This window comes from Shouchella oshimensis (assembly GCF_004375095.1).
Classification (GTDB): Bacteria; Bacillota; Bacilli; order Bacillales; family Bacillaceae_D; genus Shouchella; species Shouchella oshimensis.
On sequence record NZ_SNUX01000003.1, the window covers coordinates 371,574 to 385,924 of the forward strand.

At 40.8% G+C, this 14,351-nt stretch carries 14 protein-coding genes; 10 read left to right on the forward strand and 4 right to left on the reverse strand.

Going from position 1 to position 14,351, the window contains the following annotated elements; translation table 11 throughout:
• Positions 1-4 precede the first annotated feature (4 nt).
• The gene (hemH, locus tag E2L03_RS12640) at positions 5-943 is read left to right on the forward strand and encodes a ferrochelatase (protein ID WP_134259312.1); all 939 of its coding nucleotides are present in this window, start codon (positions 5-7) and stop codon (positions 941-943) included.
• On the forward strand, positions 936-2,324 hold the full coding sequence (hemG, locus tag E2L03_RS12645) for a protoporphyrinogen oxidase (RefSeq protein WP_134259313.1): 1,389 nt from the start codon (positions 936-938) through the stop codon (positions 2,322-2,324). Before hemH ends, hemG begins: the two co-directional genes overlap by 8 nt.
• Before the next feature lie 22 nt (positions 2,325-2,346).
• On the opposite strand, the gene E2L03_RS12650 is transcribed toward hemG, so the two are convergent.
• Positions 2,347-2,484 carry a YrzI family small protein gene (locus tag E2L03_RS12650; protein WP_078440191.1) on the reverse strand — a complete coding sequence of 46 codons (138 nt, stop codon included), beginning with the start codon at positions 2,482-2,484 and terminating at the stop codon, positions 2,347-2,349.
• 1,025 nt (positions 2,485-3,509) lie between these two features.
• Between E2L03_RS12650 and obgE the strand changes: the two genes are divergently transcribed.
• Genes obgE through pheA form a run of 3 tightly spaced genes read left to right on the forward strand, consistent with a single transcriptional unit; the run spans position 3,510 to position 6,174 of the window.
• A complete protein-coding gene (gene obgE, locus E2L03_RS12655) occupies positions 3,510-4,796 on the forward strand; it encodes a GTPase ObgE (protein WP_038478621.1) in 1,287 nt (428 codons plus the stop codon).
• 9 nt (positions 4,797-4,805) lie between these two features.
• On the forward strand, positions 4,806-5,276 hold the full coding sequence (locus tag E2L03_RS12660; RefSeq protein WP_206698965.1) for a transcriptional regulator ThrR: 471 nt from the start codon (positions 4,806-4,808) through the stop codon (positions 5,274-5,276).
• A gap of 22 nt (positions 5,277-5,298) precedes the next feature.
• Positions 5,299-6,174, forward strand: coding sequence for a prephenate dehydratase (gene pheA / locus E2L03_RS12665; RefSeq protein ID WP_038478627.1), 876 nt, complete (start codon positions 5,299-5,301; stop codon positions 6,172-6,174).
• A gap of 83 nt (positions 6,175-6,257) precedes the next feature.
• Here pheA and E2L03_RS12670 read toward each other — a convergent pair whose 3' ends face one another.
• The gene (locus tag E2L03_RS12670; RefSeq protein ID WP_124741764.1) at positions 6,258-6,797 is read right to left on the reverse strand and encodes a transcription repressor NadR; all 540 of its coding nucleotides are present in this window, start codon (positions 6,795-6,797) and stop codon (positions 6,258-6,260) included.
• A gap of 5 nt (positions 6,798-6,802) precedes the next feature.
• Complete coding sequence (locus tag E2L03_RS12675; protein ID WP_134259314.1) at positions 6,803-7,915, reverse strand: IscS subfamily cysteine desulfurase; 1,113 nt, start codon at positions 7,913-7,915, stop codon at positions 6,803-6,805.
• Between the two features lie 94 nt (positions 7,916-8,009).
• Between E2L03_RS12675 and nadB the strand changes: the two genes are divergently transcribed.
• From nadB to E2L03_RS12700, 5 genes are all read left to right on the forward strand, one after another.
• A complete protein-coding gene (gene nadB / locus E2L03_RS12680) occupies positions 8,010-9,530 on the forward strand; it encodes an L-aspartate oxidase (RefSeq protein ID WP_166740300.1) in 1,521 nt (506 codons plus the stop codon).
• Positions 9,517-10,356: a carboxylating nicotinate-nucleotide diphosphorylase gene (gene nadC / locus E2L03_RS12685; protein WP_055737354.1), complete on the forward strand. Its 840-nt coding sequence runs from the start codon at positions 9,517-9,519 to the stop codon at positions 10,354-10,356. Before nadB ends, nadC begins: the two co-directional genes overlap by 14 nt.
• A 51-nt stretch (positions 10,357-10,407) precedes the next feature.
• Positions 10,408-11,460, forward strand: coding sequence for a quinolinate synthase NadA (gene nadA, locus E2L03_RS12690; protein WP_134259591.1), 1,053 nt, complete (start codon positions 10,408-10,410; stop codon positions 11,458-11,460).
• A 116-nt stretch (positions 11,461-11,576) separates the two neighbouring features.
• The gene (locus E2L03_RS12695) at positions 11,577-13,022 is read left to right on the forward strand and encodes a LysM peptidoglycan-binding domain-containing protein (protein ID WP_166740301.1); all 1,446 of its coding nucleotides are present in this window, start codon (positions 11,577-11,579) and stop codon (positions 13,020-13,022) included.
• Positions 13,023-13,094: 72 nt separating this feature from the next.
• A complete protein-coding gene (locus E2L03_RS12700) occupies positions 13,095-13,862 on the forward strand; it encodes a YhcN/YlaJ family sporulation lipoprotein (protein WP_055737356.1) in 768 nt (255 codons plus the stop codon).
• A 26-nt stretch (positions 13,863-13,888) separates the two neighbouring features.
• Here the strand turns inward: E2L03_RS12700 and E2L03_RS12705 are convergent, their stop codons facing one another.
• Positions 13,889-14,260 carry a cupredoxin domain-containing protein gene (locus tag E2L03_RS12705; protein ID WP_124741768.1) on the reverse strand — a complete coding sequence of 124 codons (372 nt, stop codon included), beginning with the start codon at positions 14,258-14,260 and terminating at the stop codon, positions 13,889-13,891.
• Positions 14,261-14,351 lie beyond the last annotated feature (91 nt).

The following is a 14,351-nucleotide window of genomic DNA, read 5'->3' on the forward strand; positions in this document are numbered from 1 at the left end:
GGAAATGAAGAAAAAAATTGGGTTACTTGTGATGGCGTATGGTACCCCTCGAAAAAAAGAAGAGATTGAACCCTACTACACGCATATTCGGTATGGACGCCCGCCTTCCCAAGAAGCGTTACAAGACTTAACAGATCGGTATGAGGCAATTGGTGGAATTAGTCCGTTAGCTCGTATTACCGAACAACAAGCAGATGGACTTGCCGAAGTGCTTAATAAACGGTTTGAGCAATATGAATTTATTCCCTATCTAGGGTTAAAGCATATCTCACCATTTATAGAAGATGCGGTTCAGCAAATGCATGCAGATGGCTTGGATGAGGCTGTATCCATTGTACTTGCACCACATTTTTCCACGTTTAGCGTAAAGTCGTATAATGGACGTGCAAAAACAGAAGCCGATCGATTAGGCGGGCTTACGATTAAATCAGTAGAAAGCTGGTACACTGAGCCAAAATTTTTAGCCTATTGGTCGCAAATGATTCAAAAGGAAATGAAGAAGGTTTCCTCAAAAGACGATCTTTGCGTAATTTTTTCTGCACACAGCTTACCTGAGAAGATTATTGCGGCAGGTGATCCGTATCCAGCGCAATTAAAAGAGACGGCACAGTTGCTAGCTGAGAAGGCTGATGTCATGCATTATGAAATCGGTTGGCAGAGCGAAGGGAATACACCTGATCCTTGGCTTGGTCCTGATGTGCAAGACATGACAAGAGCATTATACGCTGACAAAGGCTATAAAGCTTTTATGTATTGTCCAGTTGGTTTTGTAGCAGAACACCTAGAAGTTTTATATGACAATGATTACGAATGTAAAGTTGTAACCGATGAAATTGGTGCTACCTATTTAAGACCACCAATGCCAAATGATCATCCGCTATTTTTAGAAGCGATGGCAGATGCCATTGAAAAGCAGTTCGCTGCTGTAGATACGTATGAGTGATAACCAAGTAGCAATAATCGGTGCAGGAGCTACTGGATTAGCTGCTGCACTATGGTTAGAAGATCATACATCCTTAGAGTACCATGTGTTTGAGCAACAAGATCGTGCTGGTGGCAAGGTTGTAACAATGATGGATGATGGGTTTATCATTGAAGGTGGTGCAGATTCTTATTTAGAGCGTAAAGTAGCCATGACTGACTTAATTAAGAGAGTGGGTTTGTATGATGAGCTTGTTCGTAACGAAGTAGGACAAGCATACATTTTAAAAAATGGTGTGCTATATCCGAATCCAAAGCGAACGGTTTTAGGTATTCCTACTGATTTAGATGAATTCATGAAAACGGATTTACTTTCTAATGACGGCAAGAAAGAACTTTTAAAGGAATATGATAAGCCAATGGCTCCTAGAGTGAATGGGGATATCTCGTTAGGCGATTTCTTTGAACATCGATTAGGAAAAGAAATGGTTTCTTCATTAATTGAACCTTTGTTAGGTGGAATTTATGGTGGTAATATTTACGAGTTAAGTATGAAAGCGACTTTCCCTCATTTCTTAAAGATGGAGGAAGAAGGTAGTCTGCTCAAAGCACTTGAAAAAAAGCAACAGCCTGAAGAAAACGTAAAAAAACAAGGTATGTTTTTAACCGTTAAAACGGGTCTACAGTCGGTCTTTGAGGCAGTTGTTAAAAACCTTAAAGAAGATCGTGTTTTCTTCAACACACAAGTGGAAGAAATTGTGAAGGAAGGCGACAATCGTTATTTAGTCTGTTTAACAAACGGTGAGCGAAAAGGACCATATCACTCAGTACTGATCACGACGCCACCACAAAAAGCGAGTCAATTAATACCAGATAAAAAGATCGAACAACAATTGCAAGCTCTGACAGCTACAAGTTGTGCGACCGTTGCTTTAACCTTTCCAGACTATGCCATTCATAATCCTTATGAAGGAACCGGTTTTGTGGTTGCTCGAGACGGGGATGAGACAATAACAGCTTGCACGTGGACAGATGTAAAATGGCCACATACAGGAAAGCCAGGTAAAACGCTAATGCGTGCCTATGTAGGGAAACCTAATCAGCCTGAGATTGTTTATGAAAATGACGAATCGATAACAAATGCTGTTTTAGCAGATTTAAAAGGTATTATGAATTGTGACGCTGACCCTGAGCACGTACAAATCACAAGGTGGTATGAAGCGATGCCACAATATAAGGTTGGTCATGTTGAACGGGTACAACGACTTGTACATGATTTAACTGCAACACATTCTGGCTTACATGTTGCCGGTGCTGCATTTGAAGGTGTAGGGGTTCCTGACTGTGTGAAACAAGGAAATGAAATAGCGAAAAAAATAGCTGATACAGTAAAAGTGACGTGATGGCAATATCACGTCACTTTTTTTAATGCATGTAATACGTTGTGCGTATTTCATCTAATCGTTCCATTGCTTTATTATTATAGACAATGGTCTCTAGCTCTTTTTTTGAATACGTTCGTTTTTTAATATGAATAGAAAAGAACAAAATTGAAAAAGTCATTGTGTTACTGACCTCCTTTCGTAGGAGGTGCTACTTTAGGTAAAGCCTGGCACCTCATCGATCATCATTAATAAATGTGCTTGCAGTTGGCATTGCATAATTGTCATCATAGACACTCCTTTTCTAAAATTTTCCAGTAAATAGGCATAAAAAATACAGGTTCTCTTAAAAGGCAATAAAAGCCCTTCGTTTACCTGTTCACTGTATGCTAAGCCATATTTAAAAGAATGTGCATTAACGAATGGTGTGTGAACAAAACGAAACATATGAAATTGAATGTATTTTTTTCATTGTCATTAACATTTTGCTCATCTCCTTTTCATTAACTATTGTAAATCATAACGGATGTTCACAAATTTGTAAATATTTTTTTGGAAAAAAAGTGAATTTTTTTTGGTGACGTGTGTAGATTTCATCCCTGTTTGTCTGAATTTGTTTGTGCTATAATAGGAAAGATGTGCTGGATTTCCTTATTAAAAGGAGTGTTGACGACGAAAGACACAGTAAAGAGATAATCAAGTTTTCTCCTTTAATCTGTAACGATTGGGTGAACGTGATGCAGCGGATTTAGGGAAATCGTGCATTGAGGAACCTCGAACAGGTTAGAACGATTATCAATCATACGGTCTGTCAAACTGCAAGTGACGGTTGAGTAGCTTGGACTTACCACAAGCCTTTATAACCATTTAAATGCAAAAGTAATATACGAATCCCTTACGAACGCTGAAAGAAATGGAAAACCATTCTGTTTAGCAAACGGAACAAGCATTTGATTTGTTCGCTAAGGCATTCTTTTTAGCTTATGTCACGATCATAGAAAATGATACGAGGCAATTGCATATTTTCTTCACTTTTTTAATTCTTCTAGTTTGATTAATCAGTTTTGATCAAATGTTATAGGGAGACAATGGATAATAGCCCAGTATCATTAGATGAGATACAGTAATTAAGGAACAAATGAACGCAATTACAACGCTACGAGTAGCTTATGAAAGCACCGTGGGTTATATAGAGGTGGAATCTAAATGTTTATAGATAAAGTTAAGGTATATGCAAAAGGTGGCGACGGAGGAAACGGTATGGTTGCTTATCGTCGTGAAAAATATGTCCCTGATGGTGGTCCAGCTGGTGGAGATGGTGGCCGTGGCGCCAATGTCGTGTTACAAGTAGATGAGGGATTGCGTACCTTGATGGATTTTCGTTACAACCGTCATTTTAAAGCAAAACGTGGAGAACATGGGATGTCAAAAAACATGCATGGGAAAAACGCCAAAGATTTAGTGGTTTCAGTCCCACCTGGAACCACAGTAACCGATGAAACGACCGGAGCACTTATTGCTGATTTAACAGAACATGGCCAATCAGCTATTGTGGCAAAGGGTGGTCGAGGTGGACGTGGAAACGTTCGATTTGCTACACCAGCAAACCCAGCCCCAGACCATGCTGAAAATGGGGAGCCAGGAATTGAACGAAATTTAGTTCTTGAACTTAAAGTATTAGCTGATGTTGGACTAGTTGGTTTTCCATCTGTTGGGAAGTCAACGTTGCTTTCAATTGTCTCAGCAGCGAAGCCGAAAATTGCTGATTACCATTTTACAACGATTACACCGAATTTAGGTGTTGTTGACACACAGGATAATCGTAGTTTTGTTATGGCTGATTTACCTGGATTAATTGAAGGCGCCCATGAGGGGGTAGGTCTTGGACACCAATTCTTGCGTCATATTGAACGTACACGTGTTATCGTTCACTTAATTGATATGTCGGCGATGGAAGGACGCGATCCCGTTGACGACTATAAAAAGATTACAGCAGAACTTGAACAGTATAATTATCGTTTAACAGAGCGGCCGCAAATCATTGTAGCCAACAAAATGGACATGCCAGATGCAGCTGAGAATTTAGAGAGATTTAAACAAGAAATGGATGAAGAAGTTCATATTCATCCGATGTCTGCGATTACGCGAGAGGGTGTAAGAGAGCTTCTTTTGGCGATAGCGGATGAATTAGAGCATGCGCCAGAGTTTCCGTTACATGATAAAGAGACAGATGAAGAAGCACGAGTAGTATATCGTCATGAAACACCGGTTGATCCATTCATCATTACACGTGCAGATGACGGTGTCTATGAAGTGAGTGGTGCTGAACTTGAGCGTGTATTTAAGATGACGGATTTCGCAAGGGACGAATCAGTCCGACGATTTGCTCGAAAGCTAAGACGAATGGGTGTTGATGCGGCTTTACGTGAAAAAGGCGCTAAAGACGGTGACATGGTTCGAATTATGAAATTTGAATTTGAGTTTATTGAATAGGCTAGACGAATGAATACGATTGGGGGGATACGAAGGGTGAGTGAAAATCAGTTTTTTCTAGTAAGAGAAGATATGTTAACCGATGCAATGCAACGAACATTAGAAGCAAAGGCATTACTTGCAACTGGAAAAGCAGCGAAAATTAATGAAGCCGTTCAGCTTGTGGGCATCAGTCGAAGTGCATTCTATAAATATAAGGATGGTATCTTCCCTTTTCATTCTGTGAATAAAGAACGTATTATTACGTTAATGATTAATTTAGAAGATCGATCCGGGACGTTATCAGAATTACTTCAAATTGTTGCCAGTACCGGAGCGAATATATTAACAATCAATCAAACGATTCCACTTCAAGGTCGAGCGAGCATTACCTTATCCGTGGATACCGCCCCAATTCAAATTGGGCTCCATGATTTATTTGCAAAAATGAAATCACTTGAAGCAGTCGAGCGAGTAGAAATGGTTGGCTCTGGCTCATAGATAAAGAGGGAGTGGAGAGTAAATGAAGAAAATCGGCTTTCTTGGACCAAGAGGAACATTTACAGAAATGGCAGCGAAGTTTCTTTTTCCTCAAGATGAAAGAATCCCGTTGAAAACCATACCGAGAACAATTGATTTAGCTTTTAATAAGGGAACAGATTACGCAGTTGTACCAATTGAAAACGCGATCGAGGGCACGGTTAACGTCACTCTTGATTACTTAATTCATCAAAAACCAATGCCTATTGTTGGGGCGGTTTCAATTGGTATTGCACATCACTTATTATCTGCATCTAGAAAAGAGTTCGCCTCTGTTGCTCCAAAAAAAATTATTTCTCACCCGCAAGCATTGGCTCAATGTCATCGTTTTATACAGGAGCACTTTCCGGATGTCAAAGTGGAGCATGCTGATTCTACAGCACAGGCAGCCGCTTGGCTTGCGAAGCACCAGGACGATGACGTCTGTGTGATAGCAAACCGTGAAGCAGCTAACTTATATGGTCTTTCTATTGTTGCAGAAGACATTCATGATTACCGTGAAAATCAAACGCGATTTTTAGTTGTATCATCTGGTCATCAACAGGAACAATTCGTAACGAAAGAACCCCATGTAGGTGAAGTAACGACACTAATGATCACACTTCCATCTGATTTCACAGGAGCGCTTCATCAAGTGTTATCTGCTTTTGCGTGGCGGAAACTTAATTTATCTAAAATTGAATCCCGTCCAACGAAAACAGGATTAGGTAATTATTTCTTTATTATTGATGTTCAACAGTTAATGGACGATGTGCTATTACCTGGAGCAATTGCTGAATTAAACGCATTAGGCTGTAAAGTTGATGTACTTGGGAGTTATTACACGTATAGTGATCAACTCACTAGGGTAGAAAAATAAAAAACGCTGAACCTCGATTAGATGAGAAGAAATCTAATCGAGGCTCGGCGTTTATTTTTGTCCAGTGAAGTTAGCCTAACGTCTTATTCTTCTACTAAATAGCCTTTCTGCCTAAGATGTTGAAGTGCTCGCTCGATTTGTTGCTCAGTATCTGCTTCAACAGAATGCAGGTGAATGCCGTTCGTTAGTTGAGATAATAAATAAGCACCTTCTTGCTGCAAACGATCGCAGAAGGCATTCACATCTTGACGATTGGATAAGCGTAATGTTCCTGTAATTTCACCATAAATAGGATGTTCAATGATAACGTCTATTACGGTTAAACCACTATCGACAAATGTATACAGCTCGTCCATTGTGTCTTCTGGAGCGTGTTGAACAGCGATAAGGCGCTGAATTCGCTGTTCTTTTTGCTGTTGTAAATACAAATAGCCTTGAGCTGTAGAGAAAATGGGCTCACCTTTTGCTTTTAACAGCGACATGTCTTGGACAATAACTTGACGACTAACGCCTGAACGTCTAGCTAAATCACTTCCTGTTATCGGCTGTCCTTCTTCAAGCAACCACTGAAGAATGGCAGAACGTCTTTCTGAGGATACTAATTTTTTTGGTTGGTTTTTCATTGTAATCACCTTGTTAATATTGTCTTAAACGTCTGAATTAAGAAAGAGATATCTTCTGATGTTGTTGGCTCTCCGAACGTAACACGAATGTATTGTTGAACATACTCAGCTGTGTATCCAAGGGCGAGTAAAGCTTTAGAGGGCTTTGTTTGTCCAACTTGACAAGCTGAACCAATTCCAATACATAATCCAGCACGACTACATTCAAGCATAAATTGTTGGCCGCTCCATCCGTGTACCATCAATCCTAGATGAAAAGGTAAACGCTTAGGAACCGTAGTGCCAACAATTGAAACGTCTTGAGCTAGTTGTGAAAGAATGAAACGCTGCCAACGAATGTGCCGATCTGAGAGTGTCTTCCTAATAGAAAATGCGTGTTCAAGTTCAACTGTAAAAGCAGCAATAGCCGGCAAATCCACAGTACCTGGTCTCATTCCATACTCATGAGTAACAGCATGTAGAAAAGGTTTGAAATAATGTTCAGGTGCTAAATAAATGATACCTAAACCTTTTGGAGCGTACAACTTATGAGCAGAAAAACTGGCTGCATCGACTAATGAAAGGTCGATGTTGATCTTTCCTAAACCTTGAACACAATCACTATGAAATAGTATATCATGACTTCGTAAAATCTCACTAAGGATGTGTACATTCTGTATGGTGCCTATTTCACTTGCGGCAATTGCAACTGAACAAAACACAGTGTCTTCGCGAATAGTTGCTAGTAAGGATGGGATAGACACCTCACCAGTCGGCAGAACGTCCACATAATCAACGTCATATCCTTGTGTTTGTAAGTACAAAAAAGTCGATAATATGGATGGATGCTCTGTCTTTGTTGTAAGTATGTGCTTTCCTTTATGATCCAATGAACGAACTAATGAAACAATGGCTAAAAAATTCGCTTCAGACCCAGATCCTGTAAAGTAAATGGCATTGTGCTCCACGTTTAATTGTTTTGCAATTCGTTCTCGATAATGAAGCAAATGCCATTCAGCGTGAACGCCAAGTGTATGAGGGCTCATGGGGTTAGCAAACTGCTTTATTGCACATTCTTGGTAAGCTTTAAGCGCCCTTTCCGACATTGGTGTTGTAGAACTATAGTCAAAATAATGCATAATCGCTCCTTAAAAATTGTAGTTGTGTTTTCTTTTATTCTATGTAAATATAGGTGACAAGACAAGTGTATATTTACACAGACAGGAGGTTCATTTGAAAACAGTCATTATTATAGGATCTGGAATAGCTAGTTTGGTTGCAGCTCATAAACTTGCTGACCATTTGAATGTGATTATTTTCACAAAGTCTGCTTATATAGAAAGCAACTCAGCCTCTGCCCAAGGAGGTATAGCAGCAGCCCTAGATAAGGAGGACCATCCCATTTATCATTTTCAAGACACGTTACATGCCGGGAAAGGAGTAAACGACGAATGGCTAGTCAAATCGATTACGGAAAAGGCAAGTTACCTCATTCATGAGCTTGAAGAGATGGGTGTTTCGTTTGATAAGCAGGATGGCTATTATGCCCTTGGACGTGAGGGAGCACATCAAAAAAGTCGAATCGTTCATGTGAAAGATCAAACAGGTAAAACCATTGTAGAAACGTTATGGGAACGTGTCGCTCCTCGCGTAACGGTATATGAACATGCAGAGGTAACGGGATTAATTAAAAAAGGGAGTGTCGTTACGGGAATCTGCACGTTAGAAGGAGAGTGGCAAGCTGATTTTGTTGTAATGGCGACAGGCGGAGTTGGCCAACTGTTCGAAGTAAATTCAAATTCACCAACGGCTACAGGAGAAGGAATGTTTCTCGCTTATCAAGCAGGTGCAGTATTAAAAGATTTAGAGTACATACAATTTCATCCAACGATATTAAAGGGAAAGCATTCAATCTTAATGAGTGAAGCTGTTCGCGGCGAAGGAGGCTATTTAGTAAATGGTAAACAAGAGCGTCTGTTAGGTCGATACCCACAAGGCGATTTAGAAGGAAGAGATCTTGTTTCAGCTGTGCTGCATGAAGCAATGTTGCAAGGTGAAGCCATTTATTTAGATGTGAGGCATCTCGATTATTTTTCAACTCGGTTCCCATTTCTTTATCAAGCATGTATACGAGAGGGAATTGATCCGGCAAAGAAACCAATTCCTGTTGCACCAGGAGCCCATTTTATTTGTGGAGGAGTGGAAGTCGATCAAGTCGGAAGGACGGCAGTTGAACAATTATATGCGATTGGGGAAGTTGCTTGTTCTGGTGCTCATGGTGCAAACCGACTTGCAAGCAATTCTTTACTGGAAGCCATTTATTTTGCAACAGCATGTGCAGATCATCTAGTATCAGAATCTAAAAAAGCACCTATCGTTCAATTAGATGATACCTCTTCCTTAGTGCGTATAGACCCTCAAGAACATTTATTACCTAAGCGGGAGGAACTGCAACAGCGGATGATGCATCAAGTAGGAATAAAGCGCTCTCAACAAGAATTGCACGAGATGCTAGAGTGGTTTGATGTCTATCGAAGGCAGCCTGCCTCCTGTAAGCAGTCTATTGAAGATAAGGGTATGTTTGAAGTAGCGACCTTCATTACCCGGGCGGCGCTAACGAGGGAAGAATCAAGAGGAACTCACCAACGAAGTGACTTTTTCGCTACATCCTCTTTTTGGAAAGAGCGAACCATTCGTTTTTGCAGTGGGAAAATGTCAGTAGTAAACCAAGGAGGTTTCTGTGAACACCATTAAAGTAAGAGAAGCGCTAAAGCAGTTCATTTTAGAAGATATTGGCGATAGGGACGAAACATCTGAAAGTATTTTTTCTAAATCCGCGGGGAGCGTAACTGCTGAAATAGTGGCTAAAGATGCAGGTGTATTTTCAGGAGAACAAGTGCTGCATACGTATTTTACGCTTTTTGATCATGAGATTAATATCACTAGTTCTAAAACAGAAGGACAGTTTATTGAAAAAGGGGATGTTCTTGCAACGTTAGAAGGAAATGTGTATACACTCCTTCAAGGGGAGCGTGTTTTATTAAATGTATTGCAACGTATGTGTGGCATTGCTTCAACGGTTCATTTAGCAAAAGAGCGTTTAAATGACCCTTCAATCCGCTTGTGTGATACAAGAAAAACGGCACCAGGTCTTAGAATGTTTGATAAAGCAGCCTGTCGCGCTGGTGGTGGTTACAATCACCGTAATGGCTTACATGATGCTGTTATGTTAAAGGAAAATCATATTGCAGCATGTGGTTCCATTTCAAAGGCTGTTCGTCGTGTAAAAGCGATAGCGGGACCGATGATGAAAATTGAAGTAGAAACAACAAATGCCGAGGAAGTAAAAGAGGCTGTGGCGGCGGCTGCAGATGTTATTATGTTTGATAATGCTTCACCGGACGAGATACGCACGTACCAAAAACTTGTGCCACCTTCAATCCGAACTGAAGCTTCTGGAGGGATTGATCTGTCTACGATACACCTTTATGCAGGCACAGGAGTAGACTTTCTATCTTTAGGGTTTATTACCCATTCAGTTAAAGCACTTGATTTAAGCATGTTACTTAAGAGAGGATGACGGAAAGTGGAACTAGTAAAACCAACGATTCTTCCAGAGCATTACCGTACGATGTCAACAGAAGAGAAAGTAAGCCGGATCCATCAAGCTAAAGCCTTTTTTGGTAACGAATTACTCATACCGGGGCATCACTATCAACGAGAAGACGTTATTCAGTTTGCTGATGTGACAGGTGATTCCTTACAGCTTGCTCAATTATGTGCAAAAAGTGATGCCGCCTTTATTGTGTTCTGTGGTGTTCATTTCATGGCGGAAACCGCAGACATGTTAACGAGTCCAAGTCAAACTGTTCTTTTACCTGACCTTGCAGCTGGCTGTTCTATGGCAGATATGGCAACGCATGCACAAACGAAAAGAGCTTGGAAAAGCTTAACAGAGATGTACGGAAATACCCTTGTTCCCTTAACCTATGTCAATTCAACTGCAGCTATCAAGGCTTTTTGTGGCGAACATGGTGGAGCATGTTTGACTTCGTCTAATGCGAAAGAAATGGTTAGCTGGGCGTTGCATCAAAAAGAACGACTCTTGTTTTTGCCCGATCAACATCTTGGTCGGAATACAGCTGCTGAACTTGGGATTCCACTTGAACAAATGGCTGTTTGGTGTCCGCATAAAAATGAGTTAGAACGAGCGGATGGTATCAACTTAGACGAAATTAGAATCATTTTATGGAAAGGTCATTGCTCGGTTCATGAAAAATTTACTGTTTCCCAAATAAATGAAAAACGAGCGCAATTTCCTGATACGAACATTATTGTGCATCCAGAATGTAGCTATGAAGTTGTTCAAGCCGCTGATGATGCAGGTAGTACCAGTCACATTATTCAGGTGATCCAAGAAGCTGAATCAGGAACAAAATGGGCAGTTGGTACAGAAATGAATTTGGTTAATCGGTTAGCGAAACAACATCCTGACAAACAGATTGAGTCTTTGAACCCTTTTATGTGCCCTTGCTTAACTATGAATCGAATTGACCTTGAGCATTTGTGTTGGACGCTTGATTTATTACGTGAGGGTGTTTATCAATTTGAAATTAACGTACCAAAAACCATTACCGATTATGCCAAAATGGCTTTAGATCGCATGCTTTTATCAGTAAAATAAATTAAGTTGTCCTCGTCATATGCTTGAAACTATTCTCATAATCATTTTTAAAGAGGAACATTATGGAATCAGTGCGCATAGTGTGTACGAATGCCTATAACAGGGGGGACGACCCAATGAGAATTCATATTGTACAAAAAGGGGACACTGTAGGAAAACTGGCGGATAAGTATGATTTATCTTTAAATCAAATTAAACAAGCAAATTCGACGATAACGAATCCAGATGTATTAATGCCAGGAATGAAGGTGAAAATCCCTTCTCCAACAGTTGCTGTTCGAAAAGAAACATCTGTTAAAGAACCAAATAAAGAACCAAAAAAACCGTTATTAAATAAAAAAGAAAAACTTGAACCATTAAAAAAACCAGCTACAAACACGACCGAATTAGATTCTATGAGTGCTTTGAAAACATTGGCGCAGCCACCAAAGAGTGCATCATATAGCTCTGAACCGAAGCCTTTGCCACCAAAGCAAGCTTGTTCGTCATGTGGAACGTACCCTAAGACACCTCCACATGTCCCAAATCAGCAAGTGAGTGCAACAAATCAGTCAATCAGTCCGCAATCGATGAATGAAACTCATTACATGCAAGAAATGGCTGGAAATTCTCCGTCTTTAATGAATCAGTGGTCTACAACAAATGAATCTTCATCTGTTGAATCAATGATGAATTCGACCAATGGAAACCACCACGCCCCAATGCAACAAGGGATGGGAGGAAACCACCACGCCCCAATGCAACAAGGAATGGGAGGAAACCACCACGCCCCAATGCAACAAGGGATGGGAGGAAACCACCACGCCCCAATGCAACAAGGGATGGGAGGAAACCACCATGCGCCCATGCAACAAGGGATGGGAGGAAACCACCATGCGCCCATGCAACAAGGGATGGGAGGAAACCACCATGCGCCAATGCAACAAGGGATGGGAGGAAACCACCATGCGCCCATGCAACAAGGAATGGGAGGAAACCACCATGCGCCCATGCAACAAGGGATGGGAGGAAACCACCATGCGCCCATGCAACAAGGGATGGGAGGAAACCACCACGCCCCAATGCAACAAGGAATGGGAGGAAACTACCATGCCCCAATGCAACAAGGAATGGGAGGAAACCACCATGCGCCCATGCAACAAGGGATGGGAGGAAACCACCACGCCCCAATGCAACAAGGAATGGGAGGAAACCATCAAGCCCCAATGCAACAAGGGATGGGAGGAAACCACCATGCCCCAATGCAACAAGGGATGGGAGGAAACCACCATGCGCCCATGCAACAAGGGATGGGAAATCAACAACCACCTCCTACGTTTGTAAAAAAAGATGGTCAGTGGAACAGTGCAAATCAAAGTTGGTTCTATCCACAAATGGACTCATATGCTCCTCAAATAGAGCAATACGGGCACACACAAAATGAGTATGGATATCGAGAAGCGTCTGCACATAATCAGGCGCCCCAATGGGAGACAATGCATGGAATGCAAGCATCGTACGCTCCTTATGAACCGAAAGAACAAGTGAATAATTATGATGAAAAAGACACGCATGAAGATTAATTAAAACCCAACAACTAACAGATTAAAATCCCTCTTTTGGTGGACAATATCACTGAAAGGGGGATTTCAAATATGAAAAAAACAGTAGCTTCTTTCTTATGTGCAGCAGTTATTACGACTGGTCTTACAGCTTGTAACGGTGGAAATCAAACACAAGGGAATATGTATCGTGGTAGTGAAGCACAAATGGGGTATGATTACGGTGGAAATGACTATAATGCGAATTACCCGTATTATGGAAATGGTGTTGGTGGGAAAGAGTATTATCAAAACAATCGTTTCTCACAAAAGAATGACCGTTTAAATAATCCGAAAGCCTACTACAACCAAAATCGCAAAATGGCTCATGGACGCGGAATAACTGGAAATGATCGACCTGGTATGGTTGACGAAAATGGGGTTCTTAATCGCAAACATGACACAATAAGCGGTAGAGGTATGCAGTTCAAACGTTCTTCCATGCACAAAAAAACAACGGAAGCACACTATCATAAAGAGTATGATGGAAAGCATATCAGCAGCTTAACAAGTGAACTGAAAAAAATGGATGGCGTTCAAGATCCACGTGTAATGGTTCATGACAATGATGTTGTCATTGGTTATAAAAGTAAAGGCAACCAGCATCATGTAGATCGTGATATGCATAAACACGTTCAACGTATTATGGGAGAAGGCAAGCATGTCACCGTCACTACTGATAGGGATGCTTACTCTTCAATGAGTAAAATGGATGACCGTTTACGGACAGGCGCTGCTTTTAAAGAAGTAGAAAATACGTTCCAAGACATGATGAAAGACTTAGGTCGTGCAGCAAAACGTCCATTTGAAAAAAGTCGTTAAAAAAAGAAGGCATCTGCCTTCTTTTTTTATGTAACCACTAAGGTTGCCGTCATATCTGTATGACCGCTCCCACAAGGAATTGAACAAATGATCTCATATTCTCCAGGTGCTAAAGTAGCGACTGTAGAGCCTTGCTTGTTAAGAACGACATCTTCGCCGCTGTTAGCTTCACGAATAATAATTCCATGGTTACCACTTTCGTTAATCAGTTCAATTGTGGTTTCACCAGATGGAACAATATACTCTTCCTCATCAAAATGCCAGTTAAGCGCTTTAATGGTTACGGTTTCATCCGTTTCCACTTGTTCACTCTGCGCATCATCTGACTCATTACCGCCACATGCTGCTAGCACCACAACAAAAAACAAACCCAGTATTTGTAAAACAATTCTTTTCATGCGATCACTCCTTTTTCTACATTCTATTATGGCATGGTTTTCTTTTTACTAAAGGTGGAGATATGAAAATCCTGTGTCTTTTTAAAGAATA